Below are 21,667 nucleotides of genomic sequence, written 5' to 3'. Positions count from 1 at the left end.
CCCCTCACCGGCCGGCCACGCCCGGGCACCGGCGCGCGATGTAGCGCGGGCCGGTGCCCAGGGCGCGGGCGGCCCGGCGGGCGTCCACCGGCCCGGCGGCCCGCGCCGCCCACAACCGCGCCAGGTCGGGCAGGGCGGCGTCGTGCGCGTCGCGCGCCGGGCCCGCGGCCTGCGCGGCGGTGGTGAGCAGCAGCCGGACCAGGCGCAGCGTGGCCGACGCGGCGTCGGCCGCCTGCGGGTCGGCCGTGACGCCGTCGACGTCGGCGGCCAGCGCCCGCAGGTGGTCGCGCACCAGCGCGTGCACCGGGCTGCTCTCCAGGTGCGCGCTCCCGGCCTGCACGACGTCCCGGCGCAGCCCGAGCACGGCCACCGGCACGTTGAGCGCCAGGTTGGCGGCCTCGCCGTCCCAGGCGAAGGCGTACGCCGCGCGCAGGTCGATCGCGGCCAGGTCGCCGGGCCGCAGCAGCCGGTCGCGGCCCAGGTGGGTGCTGCGCCCGCAGCCGCTCAGGTGCACCGCCAGCGACAGGTACGGCTCGTCGTCGGCCGCCGCGGCCGCGGCCGACCGGTCCATCGCCATGCCGCGTCCCTCGGCGCGGAAGAAGCCCAGCGGCCCGTACCCCCACACCTCCAGCCGCCCGCTCGGCCCGTCCGGCCCCCCGCCGAGGCCCAGCCGGGTCGCCCGGGTCATCGCGTACATCGCCTCGGTGAGCGCCTCCCGGCGCTCGGCGCGGGGCAGCAGCGCGGTGTCCAGCAGCACGGCCACCGGCTCACCCGACCCCGGCGGGGACGGCGGCCCGCCAGTCCCGCGGGCTGAGGCCGTACGCCTCGCGGAACCGGCGGCTGAAGTGCGACGGGTCGGCGAAGCCCCAGCGGCGGGCGACCATCGCGATCGACCGGTGCCGGGCCGCCGGGTCGGCCAGCTCGGCGCGGGCCCCGGCCAGCCGCTGCTCGATGATCCACGGCTCCAGCCGCAACCCCTCGGCGGCGCAGAGGCGGTACAGCTGGCGGACCGAGACGTTGTGCGCCGCGGCGACGCGCGCGGCGTCGAGGTCGGGCTCGCGCAGGTGGGCGCGGACGTAGGCGCGCACCCGCGGCAGCAGCGTGCCGGCCAGCGCGGCCCGGGTCGCCGGCTCCGGCCCGGCGGCCGAGGCCAGCAGCGCCCGGGTGAGCTCCACGGTCACGCCGGCGAGCGCGCCGAGCGCCGGGTCGCGGGCGAGCCGCTCGTCGGCCACGTGCCGCAGGTGCCCGCGCACCAGGTCGTAGAGCGGGCTGCGGCGCACCCGCGGCGCCGCGCGCCGGACGACGTCGGCCGGCAGGCCCAGCAGCGCTGCGGGGACCTGCAGCGCCCGCCCGCGGCCGCCGTGCCGGCCCCAGGAGAACGCGTAGGGCGCGGTCAGGTCGGTCACCGCCAGCTCGCCCGGCGCCAACGACCGCTGCAGCCCGCCCTGCTCGTGCCGGCCGGTCCCCCGGTCCTGCACGTAGAGCGAGACGACGTCGGCGCCCGGCCGGCGGCCCTCCATCCACAGCTCGCCGTCCACCGCGGAGCCGAGGACCGGCAGCCCGTGCACGTCCCAGGCGTCCAGCCGCACGTCGAGCGGCACCGCGTCGTCGACCGGCCGCACCCGGGAGGCGACCCCCTCCTGGAGCCGCGCCACGAGGGCGGCCGGACGGCGGTCCGGGGCGTCGAGCGTGCGGGAGTCCAGGACCGTGACCATCGGCGCTCCTCTCCGGATCGGCCGGCGGCGCTGCCGAGGAGCCCGATCCTGGCCGGTCGGCCCGCGGGCTGTACATGCCCCGGCCCCCGGCGGCAGGGGAGGACCGGAAGCTGGCACGCAGAGCACACCGCGCCGGCCGGCGCGTCCCTAGCGTCGGGAACCCCGTCGTCCTGGAGGTGCTGCGTGAGCGAGCCCGACCGCGTCCCCGTCGTCTTCGTGCACGGCCTGTGGCTGCACTCGAGCAGCTGGGCGCCGTGGGTGGAGCTGTTCACCGCCCGCGGTTTCGCGGCGCACGCCCCCGGCTGGCCGGGTGACGCCCCGACGGCCGCCGGGACGCGGGCACGCCCCGAGGCCGTCGCCGACGTCGGCATCGCCGCGGTGACCGACTCCTACTCGGCGTTCATCGCCGAGCTGCCGGCGCCGCCGGTGGTGGTCGGGCACTCGTTCGGCGGGCTGGTGGCGCAGCGGCTGCACGCGATGGGGTTCGCCCGCGCCTGCATCGCGCTCTCGCCGACCCAGTTCAAGGGCGTCCTCGGCCTGCCGCCGGTGCAGCTGCGCAACGCGCTGCCGGTGCTGTCGCGGCCCTGGCTGCTGCGCCGCACCTGGATGCACACGCCGGAGAGCTTCCACCGGGCGTTCGCCAGCGCCGTCCCGCGGGCGGAGTCCGACGCGCTGTACGAGGCGCACGTGATCCCGTCACCGGCCCGGCCGCTGTTCCAGGCCGGGCTGGCCAACCTCGCGCCGCGCAGCGAGGCGGCGGTGGACACCCGCGCCGAGCGCGGGCCCCTGCTGATGGTCGCGGCGGGGGAGGACCGCACCGTGCCCGAGTCCACCGTGCGCGCGGCCCACCGGATCCAGGCGAAGCGCAACGCCGGGGTCACCGAGTTCACCAGCTTCCCCGGGCGGGGCCACTCCTACGGCGCCGACTCCGGCTGGCGGGACGTCGCCGACACCGCCCTCGACTTCCTGAGCCGGCACGGCGTCGCCGCCGCGCCGACCTCGGCGGCGGGGTAGCTCAGCGAGCGGGGGCGGCGCCGACGGTCGTACCGGCCCGGAAGTACGACTGCGGCAGGTCGGTGTCGACGACCCGCTTGCCCAGCGGGAAGAGGCCGACCAGCGCCAGCTTGAACAGCGCGACGCCGAACGGGATGCCGATGATCGTCACGCAGTAGGCGATGCCGGCGAGCACGTGCAGCAGCGAGAGCCACCAGCCGACCAGCACGAACCACAGCAGGTTGCCCAGCGCGCTCGGCGCGCCCGCGCCCGGTGCGCGCACGGTGGTGCGGCCGAACGGCCAGGCGGCGTACCCGGCCAGCCGGAAGCAGGCGACGCCGAACGGGATCGTCACCACCAGCACGCAGGCGATCAGCCCGGCCAGCAGGTAGGCCAGCGCGAGCAGCCAGCCGTGGATCACGAACCAGACGAGGTTGAGCACGAGGCGGAGACCGTCCACGCCAGGATCACGAGCCGCGCCCGCGTGCCGTTCCCGCCACGCCTCGGGCGGTCACCGCGGCGGGCGCGCCGAGGCGCACCACGGTGTCCCCGGGCCCGGCCACGTCGTCGTCGTGGGTCACGCAGACGACGACCCGGCCGGCCAGCGCGGCGCGCAGGTCGCGCACCAGGGCCCGCGCGGTGGGCGGGTCCAGGTGCGCGGTCGGCTCGTCGAGCAGGACGACGTCGCGGTCGGCCAGCAGCGCCCGGGCCGCGGCCAGCCGGCGCCGCTCCCCGCCCGAGAGCGCGGTGCCGCCCGCGCCGACCGGGGTGTCGAGCCCCTCGGGCAGCGTGGCCAGCAGCCCGCCGAGGCCGGCCGCGGTCAGCGCGGCCCGCATCCGCGCCTCGCCGTCCGGGCCGGCCAGCTCCCCGCGGGGCGCGGCGGTGGCGAGGTTGGCCCGGATGCTCGAGGCGAACACGTGCGACTCCTGCGGCAGCCAGGCGATCCGCGCCCGCACGTCGTCGCCGGCGAGGCGCGCCGTGTCGACGCCGGCCAGGGAGTACGCGCCGGCGCGCGGTCGCAGCGCGGCCAGCAGCACGGCGAGGAGCGTCGACTTGCCCGACCCCGACGGGCCGCGCACGACCAGCCAGCCGTCGGTGCCGGCCGCCGCGTCCAGCCCGGTGAACACGTCGGGGCCGCCGGGCCAGCCGGCGGTCAGGCCGCTGACGGCCAGCGCGCGCACCGGGGACGGCGCCGGCTCGGGCGCGGCCGGGTCGGCCGGCACCGGCGCGGTGAGGACGGCGTCCAGCCGGGCGCGGGCGTCGGCGAGGGCGCCCCGCCGCTGCAGCGCCGCGACCAGCGCGGACAGCGGCTCGGCCAGCGCCAGCGGCGCCAGGGCCAGCACCGCGACGCCGGGGCCGTCGAGCGGACCGGCCGCGCCGACCGCCGCCGCGACGACGGCGGCCAGCCCCGACCCGAGGACGACGAGGCCGGTGCCCAGCGCCGCGGCCCGGGCGCCGGTGCGGGCCGCCGCGCCCTGCCGGTCGGCCAGCGCGGCGAGGTCGGCGGCGGTGTGCCGGGCCAGCCCGTGCGCCCGCAGGTCGCCGGCGCCCTCGAGCGCGGTGGCGGTCTCGCGCAGCGCGGCCACCCGCAGCGCGCCGTCGGCCCGGGCGGCGCCGGCGTCGACCCGGCGGTGCACGAGGACGACGAGGGCCGCCGTGGCCGCCAGCACCGCCGCCACCGCGCCGGCCGCCGCCGGGTCGAGCAGCGCCAGCGCGCCCACGGTGCCGGTGAGGACGGTGGCCGCCACCAGCACCGGCGGCACCACGCGCACCGACAGGTCCTGCACCAGCCCGACGTCGCCGACCACGCGGGCCAGCGCGGCGCCCGGCGTCCGGTCGGCGGCGATGCCCTGCGCGGCCAGCGCCCGCCACACCCGCACCCGCGTGCCGGCCGCCAGCTGCAGGGCGGCGTCGTGCGCGGTCATCCGCTCCACCCAGCGCATCCCCGCCCGCCCGATGCCGAACGCGCGCACGCCGACGATGGCGACCATCAGCGTGAGGATCGGCGGCATCTCCGCGGCCCGGACGATGAGCCAGCCCGACACCGCGGTCAGCGCCACACCGGCGCCCGAGGAGGCCGCCCCCGCGGCCACCGCCTCGACCAGCGCCCGCCGCGGCCACCGCAGCCCGCCGTCCCCGGCGGACGCCGACCCGGCCGTCCCCCGGGACGCCGCGGGGGGTGGCACGGGCGCCCGGGGCGTCGGGGGCGGCCAGGTCGACGGCGCGGTCGGCGAGGGCGGCCAGCGCGGGGTCGTGGGTGACCAGCACCGCGGTCACCGTGCCGCGCAGGTCGGCGAGCACGCGGGTCACCGTGGCCGCGGCCGCCTCGTCCAGGTGGGCGGTGGGCTCGTCGAGCAGCAGCAGGCGCGCACCGCGGCGGATCCGCACCAGCGCGCGGGCCAGCGCCACCCGCTGCAGTTCGCCGGGGGAGAGGGTCGCGCAGTCCCGCCCCGCCAGGGGCGACGCCCCGACGCGGGCCAGCGCCTCCACGACGAACGCCTCGCCGACCACCTCGTCGGCGCCCGGCCGGCTGCCGGCGTGCCGCCGCAGCTCGTCGGCCACGGTCGCGCCGGTGGTGCGGGGGTGCTGCGGCACGTACGCGACGGCGGCGACCCCGGTGACCGTCCCGGACACGACGGCGTCCGGCGGCGTGAGCCCGGCCAGGGCCGCGAGCAGCGTCGACTTGCCCGACCCGCTGCGCCCGCGGACGGCGACCAGCTCGCCCGGCCGCACGGCCAGGTCGACCGGCGGCAGCGCCGGCACCCCGCGCCCCGGGTACCGCACCGACAGCCCCGAGACCGCGACGTCGGCGCCGCGCGGGTCGTCGTCCGCCCCTGCGCTGACCACCGGCGGGGCGGCCGGCGCGGCCAGCACCGAACGTGCCTCGGCCGCCGCGAGCGACGCCGCCTCGTTCGCGTGGTGCGCGGCGCCGACGGCGCGCAGCGGGGCGAACGCCTCGGGCGCGAGCAGCAGCGCGGTGAGCCCGACGGCGAGCGCCAGGTCGCCGTGCACCAGGCGCAGGCCCACGGTCACCGCCACCAGCGCGACCGACAGGGTGGCGATGAGCTCGAGCACGAGCGCGGAGAGGAAGGCCAGCCGCAGCGTGGCCAGCGTCCTGCGCCGGGAGAAGTCGCCCAGCTCGGCGAGGGCGGCGGCCTGGTCGGCGGCCCGGCCCAGGCCGACGAGCACGGGCAGCCCCCGGACCAGCTCGGCGACGTGCGCGGCGATCCGGTCCAGCGCCCGCGCGGCGGCGGTCGTGCCCTCGCGGGTGTGCTTGCCGACCAGCACCATGAACAGCGGCACCAGCGGCAGGGTGAGCGCGACGATCACCGCCGAGAGCAGGTCGGTCCACGCGAGCACGAGCAGCAGCACGGGCGGGACGACGAGCGCCTGCGCCAGCGCCGGCAGGAAGGCGGCCAGCCCCGGGCCGAGGTCGGCCAGCCGGGTGGTGGCCAGGACGGCGGCCGGCCCGGGCCCGCCCGCCGCCGTCACCGCGGCCGGCTCGGCGGCCAGCCGGTCGAGCAGGGCGCGGCGCAGCGCGTCCTCGGCCCGGCGGGCGTCGCGGGCGGCCAGCGCCTCACCGGCGGTCGAGGCCAGCGCCCGCAACGCGACGCCGGCGACCGCGATCACCAACGGGGTGCCGGGGGAGCCGGTGGCCAGGCCGGCGATCCGGGCGATCGCCGTCGCCAGCCCCCCGGCGAGCAGCACCAGCCCGGCGGTCGAGACGAACGCGGCCAGCGCCGCCCGGGCGAGCGCACCGCGCAGCCCCGGCACTCCGGCCAGCGCGCCGAGGGGTCCGCGTCCGCTCATGCGGCCGCGGCCTCGTCGTGCACCGGCTCGGCGGTCAGCCGCTTGCGGAACACCCAGTACGTCCACGCCTGGTAGGCGAGCACCACCGGCAGTCCGACCGCGGCCACCCAGGTCATGACGGTCAGCGTGTAGTCGCTGACCGACGCCTCGGCGACGGTCAGGTCGAACGCGGGGTCGACCGTCGAGGGGATCAGCACCGGGTAGGCGGCGCCGAACAGCGTCGCGGCCGAGGCGACCAGCAGCAGGGCCCAGCCGGTGAAGGCCTGCCCCTCGCGGTCCAGCCGGATGCGGGTCCAGGTGACCACGGCGGCCAGCGCGGCCACCACCCACAGCACCGCGGTGACCGCCGTGCCGTAGCGCAGGTGCACCACGCCGGCCCAGGCGAGCAGCGGCACCGCGGCCACCGGCGACCAGCGCAGCGCGAACGCCCGCGCCCGCAGCCGCACGTCGCCGTCGGTCTTCAGCGCCAGGAACAGCGCGCCGTGCACCACCGCGAACGCGGCCACGGCGACCGCGCCGAGCAGCGCCGACCAGCCGAGGCCGGAGAACGCGCCGCCCACCCGGTTGCCGGCGTCGTCGATCGGCAGGCCGAGGGTGGTGGCGCCCAGCGCGGCGCCGACGCCGAGGCCGGCCACGAGCGAGCCGGCGGTGATGACGTGGGTCCAGGTCGTGTCCCAGCGCTCGTCGTGGTGCGAGTGCCGCCACTCGAAGGCGACCGCGCGGACGATCAGGCCGAGCAGCACCAGCACGAACGGCAGGTACAGCGCCGGCAGCCAGCTGGCGTACCAGCCGGGGAAGGCGGCGAAGATCGCGCCCGCGGCGGTGATCAGCCACACCTCGTTGCCGTCCCAGACCGGGCCGATGGTGCGCAGCATGAGGTGCTTGTCCTGCCGCGAGCGGCCGAGCACCGGCAGCAGCGCGGCCACGCCGATGTCGAAGCCCTCGAGGAGGAGGAAGCCGGTCCAGAGCACGGCGACGGCGACGAACCAGAGGGTCTGCAGGTCCACGGAGGGCGCTCCTCAGTACGCGAACGAGAGGACGTCGTCCTGCTCCGGCGTGCCCCCGCGGGGCTCACCGGGGGTCGGGGCGTCGTCGTCCGACGCGCCCGTGCGGACGAAGCGGGTGATCAGGAAGAGCTCGAGAACGGCGAGCACGCCGTAGACGGCGGTGAGCGTGATCAGCGACGTCCACACCTCGGCGGCGCTGATGCCGGGCGAGACGGCCTGGGCGGTGAAGAAGTACACCTGCTCGCCGACCGGCACGTCGGGGTTGGGGTAGACGACGAACGGCTGGCGGCCCATCTCGGTGAAGACCCAGCCGGCCGCGTTGGCCACGAACGGCGCGGCGACCGCCAGCAGCGAGCCGTACACGCCGATCCGCCAGGTCGGCACCCGGCCCTTCCGGGTGGCCCACAGCGCGTAGGCGGCCACCGCGGCGGAGACCGCGCCCATCCCGATCATCAGCCGGAAGCTCCAGTAGGTCACCGCGAGCACCGGGGTGTAGTCGATCGGCTCGCCGGCCTTGTCGCCGAACGACGGGTCGTCGGGGTAGGTCTCGCCGTAGACGGCGGCGTACTCCTCCTGCAGCTCGTTCACGCCCGGGACGGCGGTGGAGAAGTCGCTGTGCGCGAGGAACGACAGCAGACCCGGCACGGTGATCGAGTGGACGTCGTCGCACTCGTTGGAGCCGAGCTTGCCCCAGGCGAAGACCGAGAACGGCGCCGGCGCCTCGGTCTCGCAGAGCGCCTCGGCGGAGCTCATCTTCAGCGGCTGCTGCTCGTACATGAGCTTGCCCTGCCAGTCACCGGTGACCGCGACCAGCACGAACGCCGCCAGCGACACCCAGCCGCCGAGGCGCACCGAGCGGCGCCAGACCGCGTGGTCGACGTCCGTGGTGGCCTTGCCGGCCAGCTTGCGGCGGCGCAGGTGCCACAGCCCGATGCCGACCAGCAGGGCCCCGGCGACCATCAGCGAGGCGACGACGGCGTGGCTGTACGCGGCCAGCGCGGTGTTGTTGGTGAGGACGGCGAGGAAGTCCACCTGCTCCGGGCGGCCCTCGTCGGTGAGCGTGACGCCGATCGGGTGCTGCATCCAGGAGTTGGCCGCGATGATGAAGTACGCGCTGATCCAGGAGCCGATCACCGCCGCCCACAGCGCGCCGAGGTGCAGCTTCTTCGGCAGCCGGTCCCAGCCGAAGATCCACAGGCCGAGGAACGTCGACTCGAGGAAGAACGCCAGCAGCGCCTCCATCGCCAGCAGCGAGCCGAAGACGTCGCCGACGAAGCGGGAGTACTCGCTCCAGGCCAGGCCGAACTGGAACTCCTGCACCAGGCCGGTGGCGACGCCGAGGGCGAAGTTGATCAGGTAGATGCGGCCCCAGAAGCGGGTCATCCGCAGCCACTCGGGCTTTCCGGTGCGCAGCCACAGCGTGTGCATGACGGCGACCAGGACCCCCAGACCGAGGGTCAGCGGGACCATCAGGAAGTGGTAGACGGTCGTGATGCCGAACTGCCACCGGGCCACGTCCAACGTGTCAAGGCCGAGCACGTCCACCGTGCGGTCTCCCTCTGTCGTACCATCGACGTGTTCTTTCTACGCCCCGTAGAAGACTGTTTTCTACATTGCGTAGAAGACTCGCGGTGTGACCTGCCCGACAGGAGGGTTCGTGGCCTCGCTCGGTGACCTGGAGCGTGCGGTGATGGAGCGGCTGTGGGCGGCCGACGGACCGGTCGCGGCGACGACGCTGCGCGACGAGCTCGCCGACCGCGGGCTTGCGCTGACCACGGTGCACACGGTGCTCACCCGCCTGGAGCAGAAGGGCTTCGTCGTCCACGACGACGCACGGCCCCGCCGCTTCGCCCCGCGGGCGAGCCGCGAGGAGCACGCCGCCGAGCTCATGCACGAGGTGCTCGGCCAGTCCGCCGACCGGCAGGCCGTGCTGGCCCGCTTCGTCGGCACCGTGAGCGAGGACGAGGCGCAGCTGCTGCGCGAGCTGCTCGCCCGCGGCTGAGCCGTCCCGACCCGCCGTGCTGCCCGGTTCCGCGGCCGCCCTGGCCGTGCTCGCCGCCCTGCTCGCCTGGCCGGTGCCGGCGGTGCTGGCCCGTGCCCGGTGGCCGCGGCGCGACCCGCTGGTGGCGCTGGTCTGCTGGCAGGCGATCGGGCTGGCCGGCGGCCTGTCGATCATCGGCGCGCTGCTCGTGCACGGGCTCGCGCCGTGGGGTCACTCCCTGCCGGAGGCCGCGTGGGCCGTGCTGCGCGGGCACTCCGCCGTCGACCCGGTGCGCGGCGACCACTGGGTCACGCTCACCCTGGCCGGCGTGCTCGCCGCCGAGCTGCTCGGCGTCCTCGCGCTGTCCTGGGTGCGCACCGCGCGCACCCGCCGGCGGCACCGCGAGCTGCTCGAGCTGGTCGTGCGGCCGGCCGCGCAGCCCGACACCCGGCTGCTGGAGCACCCCGCGCCGGTGGCGTTCTGCATCCCCGGCGCCCGCCCGCTGCTCGTGCTCTCCTCGGGCATGGTCGAGGAGCTCGACGACGCCCAGCTCGCCGCCGTCGTCGCCCACGAGCGGGCGCACCTGAAGGAGCGCCACCACCTCCTGCTGCTGCCGTTCGTCGCGTGGGAGGAGGCGCTGCCGGTGCTGCCGGCCGCCGCCCGGGCGCACGCGTCGGTGCGGCAGCTGGTCGAGATGCGCGCCGACGACGTCGCCCTGCGGCTGCTGCCCGGCGGGTCCCGGCGGACGCTGGCCGAGGCGATCGTGGCGGTCGCCGGCGGCTCCGGGGGCGGGGTGCCGGCCGGGGCGCTCGCCGTCGCCGGCAGCGCGACCGGCGCGCGCGTCGTCCGGCTGCTCGAGCCGCCGTCCCCGCTGCCCGCCGCCGCCCGCTGGGGCGCGCTCGCCGCGGCCGCCCTGCTGCTCCTCCTGCCGACCCTGCTGCTCCTGCTACCCGCCTTCTGACCGTGCGTCAGGCGGCCGACCAGAGCACCGCGAGCGCGGCCAGCGAGCCCACCGCCGCCGCGCCGTAGCAGAGCACCGCCACGGTCCGCTTCCGCTTGATCTGCAGCCCGTCGTAGAGCGTGTACCGGAACCGGTGGGCGCTGTGCACGAGCAGCAGCACGAACACGCCCAGCAGGACGACGAAGGTCAGCGGGTGCCCGACGACGGCGCGGAGGTGCCCGTGGTCCGGGGAGACCCAGCCCAGAGGCACGGCCAGCCCGAACAGGAACGCCAGGCTCGGCAGGAGCACCGCGGCCAGCACCCCGCCGGCGCTGAACCCCAGCCACACGAGCGGCTCGACCCGCCGCCTGGTCACCGGGTCACCAGCCAGAACACGAACGCGGAGACCACGACCAGGCCCGTGTACTGCCCGGCGACGATGTGGAACCGGGGCACCGGGCGGCCGTCGATCCGCACCTCCATCGCCTGCGGCGTGAGGCTGAACCAGGTCACGGCGTGCAGCAGCACGAAGGCCAGCGCGAGGACGTTCAGCGCGACGACCCACGGCGCCGACGCCCACTCGAGGAAGTCCCGGTAGGCCGCCTCGCCCCGGCCGACGGAGCGCACGAGGAGCAGCAGGTACGCCACCAGCCAGGCGACGAAGACGCTGCTCAGCTCGCGCAGCACGAAGACGAGGTAGGTCCGCTTGCGGGTCCACCACCAGGTCGAGACCGGCCGGCGGTAGGGGCGCAGCCCGGTCGGCGTGCCCCCGGCGGCGGTCACCGCGCGCCCCGGGGGAGGAGGAAGGCCTTCACCGTGGCCGCCGCCGCCTTGAGCTTGTAGCGCTGGATGGCCGCCGCGGGGTCGACGTGCTTGGGGCACACCCGCGTGCACTCGCCGACGAAGGTGCAGCCCCAGACGCCCTCGTGCTCGACCAGCACGTCGAGCCGCTGCCGGCTCCCCTGGTCCCGCGAGTCGAGGTCGTACCGCTCGGCGAGCGCGATGGCGGCCGGCCCGGTGAACTCCGGGTCGAGCCCGTAGACCGGGCACGCGGCGTAGCAGAGCATGCAGTTGATGCACATGCTGAACTGCTTGTAGGCGTCCAGCTCCGCGGGCGTCTGGAGGTACTCCACGTCGGGCTCGACCGTCCGGTGGTCGTCGTCCCGGATGATCCACGGCTTGACCCGCGGCAGCTTCGCCATGAAGTCGGACAGGTCGACGACGAGGTCGCGCACCACCGGGAAGTGGGCGAGCGGCTCGACGGTCACCGGGCCCGGCGCGTAGTCGCTGAGGAACGCCCCGCAGGTCAGTTCGGGCTCGCCGTCGACGGTCATCCCGCAGCTGCCGCAGATGCCCATGCGGCACGACCAGCGGAACGACAGCGTGGTGTCGACCTCGTTCTTGACGTGGTTGAGGCCGTCGAGGACGGTCCACTCCTTGCGCAGCGGGACGTCGTACTCCTGCCAGTGCGGCTCGGTGTCGGTCTCCGGCCGGTACCGGGACACCCTCATCCGGATGCTGTCCGCCATGTCCCCTCCCGAGACACCGTCCCCTCCCGAGGCACCGTCCCCTCCCGAGGCACCGTCACCTGCCGTAGACCCGCTCGCCCGGCGGCCACCGGGTGATGGTCACCGGCCTGCGCTCGACCCGGGCGGTGCCGTCCGGCTCGCGGTGCACCAGCAGGTGGCAGAGGAAGCGGGCGTCGTCGCGCGCCGGGAAGTCGGTGCGCTGGTGCGCTCCCCGGGACTCCTCCCGCTGCATGCCCGACCGCAGGATGCACTCGCTCACGTCGAGCATGTTGGCCAGCTCCAGCGCGGCCAGCAGCTCGGTGTTGAACGAGCGGCTGGTGTCCGCCAGCCCGACGTCGCCCACCCGCTCCTGCAGCTCGGCGAGGGTGTCGGCGCCCTTCGCCATCTCCGGGCCGGTGCGGAAGATGCCGGCGGCCTCCTCCATCGTGGCCTGCATCTGGTCGCGGAGGGCGGCGATGCTCTCGGTGCCCGGCCCGCCGCCCAGCAGGTCGTGCTCCAGGCGGCGCACCTCGTCGCGCGCCTGCGCCTCGACCGCGGACGGCGTCGCGCCCGCCTCGGCGGCGTACCGCGCCGCCGCCCGCCCGGCCCGGGCGCCGAACACCAGGCACTCGGGCAGCGAGTTGGAGCCCAGCCGGTTGGCGCCGTTGATGCTCACGCACGCGGTCTCACCGGCGGCGAAGAGGCCCTCGAGCGGGGTCGCCCCGTCGAGGTCGGTGGCGACGCCGCCCATCATGTAGTGCACCACCGGGCGCACCGGGACCAGCTCGTGCACCGGGTCGATCCGCTCGTACTTGAGGCACAGCTCGCGCACGAAGGGGAGCTTCGCGTCGATCAGCTCCTCGCCGAGGTGCCGCAGGTCGAGGTGGACGATCGGGCCGTACGGCGAGTCCGTCGTCCGCCCCTTCTCGACCTCGTGCACGAACGCCTGCGAGAGCCGGTCGCGGGGGCCGAGCTCCATGCTGCGCAGCTCCGGCGTCGGGGTCGGCCGCCCCAGGTCGTAGTCCTGCAGGTAGCGGTAGCCGTCCCGGTTCAGCAGCCAGCCGCCCTCGGCGCGGGCGGCCTCGGTGATGAGGATGCCGCTGAACGGCAGCCCGGTCGGGTGGTACTGCACAAACTCCATGTCCTCGAGCGGCGCGCCCGCGCGGTAGGCCAGGGCCATGCCGTCGCCGGTGTTGATGGTGGCGTTCGTGGTGAAGGGGAAGACCTTGCCGCAGCCGCCGGTGCACAGGACCACGGACTTCGCGGTGATCGCCTGGGTCCGGCCGGTCACCAGCTCGATCGCCACGACCCCGTGCACCCGGCCGTCGTCGACCAGCAGCCGGGTCACGAAGTGCTCGTCGTACCGCCTGACCCCGCCGTGCTGCAGCGACGTCTGGAACAGGGTGTGCAGCATGTGGAAGCCGGTCTTGTCCGCGGCGAACCACGTGCGCATCTTCTTCATCCCGCCGAAGGCCCGGACCGCGACGCGGCCGTCGGGTCGCCGGCTCCACGGGCAGCCCCAGTGCTCGAGCTGGAGGAGCTCCTCCGGGGCCGCCCGGACGAAGGCCTCGACGGCGTCCTGGTCGGCGAGCCAGTCGCTGCCCGACACCGTGTCGTAGCAGTGCTCGTCGAGGCTGTCGTCGGCGGCGATCACGCCCGCCGCGCCGCCCTCGGCCGAGACCGTGTGGCTGCGCATCGGGTAGACCTTGCTCACCACGGCCACGTCGAGCCGGGGCCCGGTCTCGGCGATGGCGATGGCGGCGCGCAGGCCCGCGGCGCCCCCTCCCACGATCAGGACGTCGTGCGCGGCGCGCACGGCGCCGTCACTCACCGCGCCACTCCTCGTCCGTCAGCACCCTCCCGTTGTGGTGGACGACCATCCGGTGGCAGCTGCCGTCGTGGAACTCCTCCCGCGTGGTCCGGCAGCCGCAGGACCAGCGCAGGTCCTCGGTGACCAGGCCCTCGTGGTCCTCGGTCACGTACTGCTCGCCGCCGTGCCGGTGTCCGCACGGCGCGAGCCTCGGTTCGAACGCGGCAGCGGTTGCACTCACGGCCCACCACCCTCGGCGCAGGGACAGCGACCTCGACCGGGCAGGACGAGCGTGCTCCGCGTCGACCGGATTGGGAAGGGATGCGGCGACGCGGGATGCCCTCGGCTTGCGGGGGCCCGGGCGCCGGGCCAGGGTCGCTGCCGTGGACGTCGACGTGGTCGTCGAGATCCCCAAGGGGTCGCGGAACAAGTACGAGTACGACCCCGCGGTGGGGCGGATCCGGCTGGACCGCACGCTGTTCACCGCCACCGGCTATCCGGCCGACTACGGCTTCGTGCCCGACACCCTGGCCGAGGACGACGACCCGATCGACGTCCTGCTCATGGTCGGCGAGCCGACGTTCCCCGGCTGCCTCGTCCGGGCCCGCATCATCGCCGTCTACTGGATGCGCGACGAGGCCGGCCCCGACGCCAAGCTGCTGTGCGTGCCGGCCGACGACCCCCGGTTCGCGCACCTGCACGAGCTCGAGGACGTGCCGATGCACCAGATCGCGGAGTTCTGGCACTTCTTCGACGTCTACAAGCAGCTCGAGCCCGACAAGACGACCGAGATGGGCCACTGGGAGCAGGCCGCCGGCGGGGTCAAGGCGCTGGAGGACGCCCGCCGGCGCTTCGCCGAGCAGCAGCAGGGCTGAGCACGGCCGGACGGCGGCCGGGCGGCGGCCGACAAGGCACTCCGTGCACGGCCGTGCGGCGTGTCCGGCCGTGTCCCGTGCACGGAGTGCCTTCTCGGTGCCGAGGGCGGGCCCGCGCTCAGGCGCCGGCGGGCTCCCGCACGCGCCCGGCGGGCACCGGCAGCGCGGCGTCGCGGTTCTCCGGCAGCGGCGCGAACCCGCGCAGCCGCAGGCTGTTGCTCACCACGAACACCGAGCTGAACGCCATCGCCGCGCCGGCGATCATCGGGTTGAGCAGCCCGGCCACGGCCAGCGGCAGCGCGGCCACGTTGTAGGCGAACGCCCAGAACAGGTTGCCCTTGATGACCGCCAGGGTCCGGCGGGAGAGCCGGATCGCGTCGGCCGCTGCCCGCAGGTCGCCGCGCACCAGGGTCAGGTCGCTGGCCTCGATGGCGACGTCGGTGCCGGTGCCCATGGCCAGCCCGAGGTCGGCCTGGGCGAGCGCGGCGGCGTCGTTCACGCCGTCGCCGACCATCGCCACCACGCGGCCCTCGTCCTGCAGCCGCCGCACGACGTCGACCTTGTCGGCCGGCAACACCTCGGCGACCACCTCGTCGATGCCCACCTCGGCGGCGACCGCGCGGGCGGCCCGCTCGTTGTCGCCGGTGAGCAGCACCGGGCGCAGGCCCAGGGCGCGCAGCTGGCGCACCGCCGCGGCCGACGTCGGCTTGACCGCGTCGGCGACGACGAGCACGCCCCGGGCGGCGCCGTCCCAGGCGACCGCGATCGCCGTGCGGCCCGCCGCCTCCGCCGCGCGCCGGGCGTCGTCCAGCGACGCCGGCAGGGGCGCGGACCAGTCGGCCAGCAGCAGCGGGCGGCCGACGACGACCGCGCGGCCCTCGACGACGCCCTGCACGCCCAGCCCCGCGACGTTGGTGAAGCCCTCCACCGCCGGCAGGCGGCCGGCCCCCGCGGCCGCCCGGGCCACCGCCTGGGCGATCGGGTGCTCCGAGGCCGACTCGAGCGCCCCGGCGACGCGCAGCACCTCGCCGGCGTCCTCGCCGGGCGCCGCGACGACGTCGAGCAGGGTCATCCGACCGGTGGTGACGGTGCCGGTCTTGTCGAGGACGACGGTGTCGACCCGGCGGGTGCTCTCCAGCACCTCCGGGCCCTTGATCAGGATGCCCAGCTGGGCGCCGCGGCCGGTGCCGACCATGAGCGCGGTCGGCGTGGCCAGTCCCAGCGCGCACGGGCAGGCGATGATCAGGACGGCGACCGCGGCGGTGAACGCGGCCGGCAGCCCGGCGCCCGCGCCGATCCAGAAGCCGAGCGTGCCGAAGGCGAGCGCCAGCACGATCGGCACGAAGACGCCGGAGACGCGGTCGGCCAGGCGCTGCACGTCGGCCTTGCCGTTCTGCGCCTCCTCGACCAGCCGCGCCATCTGCGCCAGCTGCGTCTCCGCGCCCACGCGGGTGGCCCGTACGACCAGCCGGCCGCCGGCGTTGACGGTGGCGCCCGCGACGGCGTCGCCCGGCCCCACCTCGACCGGCACCGACTCGCCGGTGAGCACGGAGGCGTCGACCGCCGACGAGCCCTCGGTCACCACGCCGTCGGCGGCGATCTTCTCGCCCGGCCGGACGACGAACCGGTCCCCGGCGCGCAGCTCGGCGACCGGGACCCGGTGCTCGGTGCCGCCCCGCAGCACCGACACCTCCTTGGCGCCGAGCTCGAGCAGCGCCCGCAGCGCCGCCCCGGCCCGCCGCTTCGAGCGGGCCTCGAAGTACCGCCCGGCCAGCAGGAACGCGGTAACGCCGGCGGCGGCCTCGAGGTAGACGTTGCCGCTGCCGTCGCCCCGCTCGACGGTGAGCTCGAAGGGGTGGGTCATGCCGGGCTCGCCGGCGGTGCCCCAGAACAGCGCGTACAGCGACCACGCGAACGCGGCCAGCGTGCCGAGGGAGACGAGGGTGTCCATGGTGGCCGCGCCGTGCCGCAGGTTGGTCCAGGCCGCGCGGTGGAACGGCAGCCCGCCCCACACCACCACCGGCGCGGCCAGGGTGAGCGACAGCCACTGCCAGTGCTCGAACTGCAGCGCCGGCACCATCGCCAGCGCGATCACCGGCACGCTCAGCACCACCGAGACGAGCAGGCGGGTGCGGAGCGCGTCCACCGCGTCCGCCTCCGCCGGGGCCTCGGGCTCCGGCGGCTGCGGCAGCGTCGCGGTGTAGCCGGTCTTCTCGACGGTGGCGATCAGGTCGTCGGTGGTGACGCCGTCGGCGAAGGAGACCTTCGCCTTCTCGGTGGCGTAGTTGACGGTGGCGGTGACGCCGTCGAGCTTGTTGAGCTTCTTCTCGATGCGGGCGGCGCACGACGCGCAGGTCATGCCGCCGATGAGCAGCTCGGTGGTCCGCAGCTCGGTGGTCCGCTCAGCCACGGGGGACCTCCAGGGTGAACTCCGCCGTCCGGACGACGTCGCCGTGCCGGAAGTCGAGGAACGACCGGTAGGTGCCCGCGGTCGGCGCGGTGGTGGCGAACGACAGGTCGGCGCCCTCGTCGGGGTGCACGTGCAGGTAGCCGAGGTCGCCGGCGCGCAGCACGACGAGGTGGCCCGAGGCCCCGAGGTACGGCTGCAGATCGGTGACCGGCCGCCCGTCCCGGCTCACCGCGAAGGCCAGCCGCGACTCCTCGCCCGGGGCGAGGGCGCCGTCGAGCGTGACGGTGTAGCCGTCCACCTCGGCCGTCGGCGAGGGCGGCGGCAGCTCGGCCGGTGCCAGCTCGCCGGGCACGGTCAGGTCGGCGCCGAGCACGCGCTTCCGCCCGTCGGCGCTCGGCACGAAGTCGGCGAGGACCCGCCAGCTGCCGGGGGTGAGCGCCAGCGGGACGGTCCAGGTGCCGTCGGCCGCCATCTGCGGGTGCACGTGCTGGTACCCGGACAGGTCGCGGCGGACGGCGATCAGGTGCAGCCGCTGCTCGTGCTCGACCTCGAAGCCGGTGACGGCGTGGCCGTCGGGTCCGAGGACCCGGAAGGCGAGCTCGGTGGCCGGTCCCGCCGGCAGCGCGGCCGCATCGAGGCCGAGGGCGTACCCGCCGTCGGAGACGGCGAGGCCGGCCGGCTGGGCGGCGGCCGCGGGAGGTGCCGCGGCGTGCCCACCGTCGTCGGCGTGCCCGCCCTCGGAGGGCGCCGGCGCGGCCGCGACCGGGCCGACGGCCGCGCCCACGCCGAGGGCCGCGCCGAAGACGGCGACCAGGCCCAGGGCGAAGGCGGCGACCTTGACGGGCGTGCTCACGGTGCGCTCAGCGCCCCGCGAGCGCGTACCCGGCCTCGTCGACGGCCGCGGCGACCGCGTCGTCGTCGACCGGCTGGTCGCTGGTCACGGTCAGCGCACCCGAGTCGAGGTCGACCTCGACGTGCGTGACCCCGGGCAGGGCGCCGACCTCCTCGCTCACCGCGTTCACGCAGTGGGCGCAGGTCATGCCGGTGACGGTGTAGGTGGCGGTGCTCATGGGGGTTCCTCTCGGGGGTCAGGAGCGGACGAGCCGGGCGATCGCGTCTGCGGCCTCGCGGACCTTCTCGTCGGCCTCGGGGCCGCCGGCCTGCGCGGCGGAGACGACGCAGTGGGACAGGTGCTCCTCCAGCAGGCCGAGGGCGACCGACTGCAGCGCCTTCGTCATCGCCGAGACCTGGGTGAGGATGTCGATGCAGTACTTCTCGTCCTCGACCATCCGCTGCAGCCCGCGGGCCTGGCCCTCGATGCGGCGCAGGCGCGTCAGGTAGTCCTGCTTGCGGTTGATGTACCCGTGGTGGGCCGGCGCGCTGCCGGGCTCCTCGATCGCCACGTCGTCCCTCCTGCCGTGCCGGTGGCGGGCGTCCGCCCGCGGTCACGACAGGAACCATACCCCCCTAGGGTTTCCTGTGCCACCGCCCCTCTCCGCGTTCCTGGCTCAGCCGGTCGACGTCGGCGCGCAGCCGGTCGACGTCCGCGCGGGCCTCGGCGAGCTCGTCCTGCAGGTTCACGATCGTCTCGGCCGAGGCGAGGGAGTGGCCGTCGTCGAGCAGGCCGCGGACCCGGGCGGCGACGGTGAGCTGGGTGCGGGAGTAGCGCCGGTGCCCGCCGGGGGAGCGGTGCGGCTGCAGCACGCCGGAGCTGTCGAGGCTGCGCAGGAACGCGGCCTGCACGCCGAGCAGCTCGGCGGCCTGGCTCATGGTCAGCGCCGGGTAGTCCGGGTCGTCGAGCCGGCGCAGCGGGTCCTGCTCGGTCACGGCACCTCCTCGGGAAAGGCCGAGGGGCCGGCCCCGGTCCGGGGCCGGCCCCTCGTGCGTCCGCCGTCGATCAGGCCTCGACGGCCTTGGACTCGTGCGACTCGCCCTCGATCGTGCGGTGCTCCACCGATGCGGGGGTGTCGGCGCGGGTCACCTGGATCTTGCGGGAACGCGCCTTCTCGGCCACCGGGATGCTCACGGTGAGCACGCCGTCGTGGTAGCTGGCCTCGAGCCGGTCGGTGTCGAGGCTCCGGCCGAGGACGAGCTGGCGGGTGTAGCTGCCGTACGGGCGCTCGGCCGCCATCCACTCGGCGTTCTCGAGCTGCGGTACCGACCGCTCCGCGGTCACGGTGAGGGTGTTGCCCTCGATCGACAGGTCGATCGAGCCGGGGTCGACGCCGGGCAGGTCGAAGTGGGCGACGAAGTTGTCGCCGACCTTGTAGGCGTCCATCGGCATCCCGGAGAGCGGGCGGGCCGTCCCCATGCGGCCGGTCAGCTGGTCCAGCAGCCGGAAGGCGCTGTTGGTGGCGGCGAACGGGTCGTAGGCGGTCAGCATGGCCATCGCTGTGTCAACCTCCTGGGTCTCGCTGTGGTGTTCGCTGCCCGAGGTGGAACCTCCAGTGGCAACTGGAGATTACCTCGGTCGCTCACCCGAGTAAACGTCTCCTCGCCAGATTTGTTCCCTCTGCCGGAGCGAGCCCTTCGCCTCTGTCTCCCGGTGTCGGGGTGGGCCATACAGGGGGGGCTGCATCCCTGCCCGTGCGGGTCAGCAGGAGCCCGCGTCCGGCAGGACCGTCCGGTGCCCTGACGGGTCGGAGCAGCCGTTCGACGCCACCCGCCTCTTCTCGGGGTTCCGCCCGTGGCGCCGGGGGACGTCGACCGAGCAAGAGCAGCGTCGACTGGGGGAAGCCATGTCACTGATCTGCGTCCACCTGCGCTGGAACGACCCCGGCCCGGACCGGTACGAGGAGATCGTCCGCGCCATACCGCAGGACGGCGACCTGCCGCCCGGCTGCCTCGCCCGGCACCTGCGGCGTCAGGGCGGCGCGATGACGGCCGTCGAGACGTGGGACAGCGAGGAGTCCGGGGGCCGGATGGACGACCTGGTCCGGGCGGTGCGCGCCGCGGGGGTCGAGGAAGCGCCGCAGACGGGGATGTTCTCCATCCCGGCGATGTACGCCGTCGGCTACCGCCGCCGGGCCCGCGCGACCGCCGACGACGTCCTGGCGGCCATCCCGCGGCAGCAGGGGGCACCCGCGCGGGAACAGCTGCCGGTGACCGCGGCCGTCTCCGAGTCGTCCGGCACGCGGTGATGCCGGCGGCCTCGACCTGAAGGGGGCGAGCGGCTGCGGTGATCGACCGCAGCACGTGTCGGCACGTCGACATGGGGACGAGCCGACATGTCGGGTCGTCGAGGCGAGGGCCGGACCGGGCGAGGGTCAGAACGGTGGCGGGTCGTCGTCCCGGTCGGGCGGTGGCGGTGGGGGTCGTCGTCGCAGCAGTCACGGCTCGGTGGTGCGGGTGATCCCGGACGGCGTGGTGACGGGCAGGGTGCCGTCGGGCTCCATGACGGACAGCCACCCCTGGAACAGCGTCTTCAGCCGGTGGTGGGTCCGGCGCAGGCAGCACAGGTTGGTGCAGGAGGTCTGCCCGCCGCAGGGGTGCGGGACGACGTGGTCGTGGTCGGCCCAGGCGGCCCGTCGCCCGCAGAACGGGGCACGGCAGGTGCGATCGGGGGTGGAGACGAACTCCCGATGCTCCGGCGTCGGCGTGCAGCGGCCGGTCGCGGCCGGCGGGTCCGGTCCCTCCCCCCGCTCGACGGCTCGCGCCAGATCGGCGTGCGACAGCGTGCCGAGCAGCTCCCCGTTCTCGTCGGTGATCGCGAGGGTGAGGCTGCCGCCGTCCGGCTTCCGCAACCCCAGCGCGCCGACCCGGGAGAGCAGATCGCGCAGGTGCGCTGGGTGATGGCATGGCCGTTGACGTCGCCCGGCTCCGCGGAGCGGCCGTCGAGCGCTTCCAGGGCGGCGGTGATGACCAGGCTCGCCCGCGCTCCGGCGGCGCCGGGGAGGGCGGCGCCGCGGACGAGCAGGGAGAAGATCTCGGCGCGGATCTGCCCGATCGGCCGGTCGTCGCCGTCGGCCTTGGCCGTCGCCGCGAGGGTGTCGTTGAACTCGCGCCCCTCGGCGGCCTCGTCGGCCGGCAGGTCCGCCCCCAGCGTCGCCCGGCCGTCACCGCCGGGCTCGACGAACACGTCTGCGTTCCTCGCCGCCAGCTCCCGGTTCTCGTCGGCGGCGGCGGGGTCGAGTGCGAGCAGGACCTCGTGGATGCGCCGCTTCAGCGCACCGAAGGTGAGATCGACCGCCTCCGGCAGCACCACCGCCTCCACCTGCCGAGCCGGCGCAGGGTCAGGTGTGCGCCAGGTGTCGGCGAGGACCTGCCCCCGCCGCTCGTCCAGTTCGCCGCGGCGCATCGCGGCGAACGTCGCCGGGAGGGAGTCGCGCCAGGTGAACGCCGGGCGCATCTTGTGCAGCGCGGTGCCGTAGCCGGCGCCGAGGGCCAGCGACAGCTCGTGGGGGAAGGACTCCGAGACGCCGGGGAAGAGCGCTCGGTCTGCCGCCAGGTGCGGCTGCCCGCGCCGGGCGTGCCGAGGGCCGGGTCGTCGTCGTCGGGGGACAGCTCGGCCATCCGCAGGATGGTCTCGGCCTCCTCGACGGCCTGCCGCGCCCGGTTGGCCTGGATCAGCTGCAACCGGGCCGCCGTGACCTCCTTGGACACCGCTGCCGTGGCCGGC

Annotated in this window: 23 protein-coding genes and 2 pseudogenes; 5 read left to right on the top strand and 20 right to left on the bottom strand. The window is 75.9% G+C overall.

What is annotated here, in order from left to right:
• Positions 1 to 4: 4 nt before the first annotated feature.
• Positions 5 to 763: an AraC-like ligand-binding domain-containing protein gene (locus ACI78S_RS04820; RefSeq protein ID WP_456971081.1), complete on the bottom strand. Its 759-nt coding sequence runs from the start codon at positions 761 to 763 to the stop codon at positions 5 to 7.
• Positions 764 to 767: 4 nt separating this feature from the next.
• Positions 768 to 1,715 carry a helix-turn-helix domain-containing protein gene (locus ACI78S_RS04815; RefSeq protein WP_456971080.1) on the bottom strand — a complete coding sequence of 316 codons (948 nt, stop codon included), beginning with the start codon at positions 1,713 to 1,715 and terminating at the stop codon, positions 768 to 770.
• Between the two features lie 183 nt (positions 1,716 to 1,898).
• Here ACI78S_RS04815 and ACI78S_RS04810 point away from each other — a divergent pair, with 183 nt between their 5' ends.
• Positions 1,899 to 2,729, top strand: coding sequence for an alpha/beta hydrolase (locus ACI78S_RS04810; protein ID WP_456971079.1), 831 nt, complete (start codon positions 1,899 to 1,901; stop codon positions 2,727 to 2,729).
• A 1-nt stretch (position 2,730) separates the two neighbouring features.
• On the opposite strand, the gene ACI78S_RS04805 is transcribed toward ACI78S_RS04810, so the two are convergent.
• From ACI78S_RS04805 to ACI78S_RS04785, 5 genes and pseudogenes are all read right to left on the bottom strand, one after another.
• Entirely contained in the window at positions 2,731 to 3,168 is a 438-nt protein-coding gene (locus tag ACI78S_RS04805; protein WP_456971078.1) for a YccF domain-containing protein, read from the bottom strand.
• A 7-nt stretch (positions 3,169 to 3,175) separates the two neighbouring features.
• Positions 3,176 to 4,894 carry a thiol reductant ABC exporter subunit CydC gene (gene cydC, locus ACI78S_RS04800; protein WP_456971077.1) on the bottom strand — a complete coding sequence of 573 codons (1,719 nt, stop codon included), beginning with the start codon at positions 4,892 to 4,894 and terminating at the stop codon, positions 3,176 to 3,178.
• A gap of 211 nt (positions 4,895 to 5,105) precedes the next feature.
• Positions 5,106 to 6,518: pseudogene (locus ACI78S_RS04795) on the bottom strand (ATP-binding cassette domain-containing protein); the annotation flags it as partial.
• Positions 6,515 to 7,525, bottom strand: coding sequence for a cytochrome d ubiquinol oxidase subunit II (cydB, locus tag ACI78S_RS04790; protein ID WP_456971076.1), 1,011 nt, complete (start codon positions 7,523 to 7,525; stop codon positions 6,515 to 6,517). The pseudogene ACI78S_RS04795 and the gene cydB, both read right to left, overlap by 4 nt.
• A 12-nt stretch (positions 7,526 to 7,537) precedes the next feature.
• Positions 7,538 to 9,070, bottom strand: coding sequence for a cytochrome ubiquinol oxidase subunit I (locus ACI78S_RS04785; RefSeq protein WP_456971075.1), 1,533 nt, complete (start codon positions 9,068 to 9,070; stop codon positions 7,538 to 7,540).
• Positions 9,071 to 9,182: 112 nt separating this feature from the next.
• Between ACI78S_RS04785 and ACI78S_RS04780 the strand changes: the two genes are divergently transcribed.
• Entirely contained in the window at positions 9,183 to 9,527 is a 345-nt protein-coding gene (locus ACI78S_RS04780; RefSeq protein ID WP_456971074.1) for a BlaI/MecI/CopY family transcriptional regulator, read from the top strand.
• A gap of 16 nt (positions 9,528 to 9,543) precedes the next feature.
• Positions 9,544 to 10,467, top strand: coding sequence for a M56 family metallopeptidase (locus tag ACI78S_RS04775; RefSeq protein WP_456971073.1), 924 nt, complete (start codon positions 9,544 to 9,546; stop codon positions 10,465 to 10,467).
• Between the two features lie 7 nt (positions 10,468 to 10,474).
• Here the strand turns inward: ACI78S_RS04775 and ACI78S_RS04770 are convergent, their stop codons facing one another.
• Genes ACI78S_RS04770 through ACI78S_RS04750 form a run of 5 tightly spaced genes read right to left on the bottom strand, consistent with a single transcriptional unit; the run spans position 10,475 to position 14,005 of the window.
• The gene (locus tag ACI78S_RS04770; RefSeq protein ID WP_456971072.1) at positions 10,475 to 10,822 is read right to left on the bottom strand and encodes a hypothetical protein; all 348 of its coding nucleotides are present in this window, start codon (positions 10,820 to 10,822) and stop codon (positions 10,475 to 10,477) included.
• Entirely contained in the window at positions 10,819 to 11,229 is a 411-nt protein-coding gene (locus ACI78S_RS04765) for a hypothetical protein (protein WP_456971071.1), read from the bottom strand. The genes ACI78S_RS04770 and ACI78S_RS04765 overlap by 4 nt, the downstream gene beginning before the upstream one ends.
• Positions 11,226 to 11,975: a succinate dehydrogenase/fumarate reductase iron-sulfur subunit gene (locus ACI78S_RS04760; RefSeq protein WP_456971070.1), complete on the bottom strand. Its 750-nt coding sequence runs from the start codon at positions 11,973 to 11,975 to the stop codon at positions 11,226 to 11,228. The genes ACI78S_RS04765 and ACI78S_RS04760 overlap by 4 nt, the downstream gene beginning before the upstream one ends.
• A 55-nt stretch (positions 11,976 to 12,030) precedes the next feature.
• Positions 12,031 to 13,785, bottom strand: coding sequence for a fumarate reductase (quinol) flavoprotein subunit (gene frdA / locus ACI78S_RS04755; protein ID WP_456971069.1), 1,755 nt, complete (start codon positions 13,783 to 13,785; stop codon positions 12,031 to 12,033).
• The gene (locus ACI78S_RS04750) at positions 13,778 to 14,005 is read right to left on the bottom strand and encodes a hypothetical protein (protein ID WP_456971068.1); all 228 of its coding nucleotides are present in this window, start codon (positions 14,003 to 14,005) and stop codon (positions 13,778 to 13,780) included. The genes frdA and ACI78S_RS04750 overlap by 8 nt, the downstream gene beginning before the upstream one ends.
• A gap of 142 nt (positions 14,006 to 14,147) precedes the next feature.
• Here ACI78S_RS04750 and ACI78S_RS04745 point away from each other — a divergent pair, with 142 nt between their 5' ends.
• Positions 14,148 to 14,639 (top strand): inorganic diphosphatase, encoded by a 492-nt coding sequence (locus tag ACI78S_RS04745; protein ID WP_456971067.1) that lies wholly within the window; start codon positions 14,148 to 14,150, stop codon positions 14,637 to 14,639.
• Positions 14,640 to 14,757: 118 nt separating this feature from the next.
• Here ACI78S_RS04745 and ACI78S_RS04740 read toward each other — a convergent pair whose 3' ends face one another.
• From ACI78S_RS04740 to ACI78S_RS04715, 6 genes are all read right to left on the bottom strand, one after another.
• Positions 14,758 to 16,998, bottom strand: coding sequence for a heavy metal translocating P-type ATPase (locus ACI78S_RS04740; RefSeq protein ID WP_456971319.1), 2,241 nt, complete (start codon positions 16,996 to 16,998; stop codon positions 14,758 to 14,760).
• A gap of 43 nt (positions 16,999 to 17,041) precedes the next feature.
• Positions 17,042 to 17,902: a hypothetical protein gene (locus tag ACI78S_RS04735; protein ID WP_456971066.1), complete on the bottom strand. Its 861-nt coding sequence runs from the start codon at positions 17,900 to 17,902 to the stop codon at positions 17,042 to 17,044.
• A gap of 7 nt (positions 17,903 to 17,909) precedes the next feature.
• On the bottom strand, positions 17,910 to 18,119 hold the full coding sequence (locus ACI78S_RS04730; RefSeq protein WP_456971065.1) for a heavy-metal-associated domain-containing protein: 210 nt from the start codon (positions 18,117 to 18,119) through the stop codon (positions 17,910 to 17,912).
• An 18-nt stretch (positions 18,120 to 18,137) separates the two neighbouring features.
• A complete protein-coding gene (locus ACI78S_RS04725; RefSeq protein WP_456971318.1) occupies positions 18,138 to 18,446 on the bottom strand; it encodes a metal-sensitive transcriptional regulator in 309 nt (102 codons plus the stop codon).
• Positions 18,447 to 18,516: 70 nt separating this feature from the next.
• A complete protein-coding gene (locus ACI78S_RS04720; RefSeq protein ID WP_456971064.1) occupies positions 18,517 to 18,876 on the bottom strand; it encodes a MerR family transcriptional regulator in 360 nt (119 codons plus the stop codon).
• Between the two features lie 70 nt (positions 18,877 to 18,946).
• The gene (locus ACI78S_RS04715; RefSeq protein ID WP_456971063.1) at positions 18,947 to 19,438 is read right to left on the bottom strand and encodes an Hsp20/alpha crystallin family protein; all 492 of its coding nucleotides are present in this window, start codon (positions 19,436 to 19,438) and stop codon (positions 18,947 to 18,949) included.
• Positions 19,439 to 19,787: 349 nt separating this feature from the next.
• On the opposite strand from ACI78S_RS04715, the gene ACI78S_RS04710 reads away from it, so the two are divergent.
• Entirely contained in the window at positions 19,788 to 20,189 is a 402-nt protein-coding gene (locus ACI78S_RS04710) for a hypothetical protein (protein ID WP_456971062.1), read from the top strand.
• 189 nt (positions 20,190 to 20,378) lie between these two features.
• Here ACI78S_RS04710 and ACI78S_RS04705 read toward each other — a convergent pair whose 3' ends face one another.
• Both ACI78S_RS04705 and ACI78S_RS04700 read right to left on the bottom strand, forming a co-directional pair.
• The gene (locus tag ACI78S_RS04705) at positions 20,379 to 20,792 is read right to left on the bottom strand and encodes an HNH endonuclease signature motif containing protein (RefSeq protein WP_456971321.1); all 414 of its coding nucleotides are present in this window, start codon (positions 20,790 to 20,792) and stop codon (positions 20,379 to 20,381) included.
• Between the two features lie 134 nt (positions 20,793 to 20,926).
• Positions 20,927 to 21,397 (bottom strand): annotated as a pseudogene (locus tag ACI78S_RS04700) (DUF222 domain-containing protein); the annotation flags it as partial.
• Positions 21,398 to 21,667 lie beyond the last annotated feature (270 nt).

It is taken from the genome of Geodermatophilus sp. SYSU D00815 (genome assembly GCF_054050035.1).
Note: the sequence above shows the minus strand (reverse complement) of the source record. Positions and strands in the feature narration are given on the sequence as shown.

Coding starts and splice junctions, on each gene's coding strand:
- ACI78S_RS04740 (WP_456971319.1), bottom strand. CDS start 16,998: ATGACCTGCGCGTCGTGCGCCGCCCGCATCGAGAAGAAGCTCAACAAG.
- ACI78S_RS04760 (WP_456971070.1), bottom strand. CDS start 11,975: ATGGCGGACAGCATCCGGATGAGGGTGTCCCGGTACCGGCCGGAGACC.
- ACI78S_RS04730 (WP_456971065.1), bottom strand. CDS start 18,119: ATGAGCACCGCCACCTACACCGTCACCGGCATGACCTGCGCCCACTGC.
- ACI78S_RS04815 (WP_456971080.1), bottom strand. CDS start 1,715: ATGGTCACGGTCCTGGACTCCCGCACGCTCGACGCCCCGGACCGCCGT.
- ACI78S_RS04710 (WP_456971062.1), top strand. CDS start 19,788: ATGTCACTGATCTGCGTCCACCTGCGCTGGAACGACCCCGGCCCGGAC.
- ACI78S_RS04715 (WP_456971063.1), bottom strand. CDS start 19,438: ATGGCCATGCTGACCGCCTACGACCCGTTCGCCGCCACCAACAGCGCC.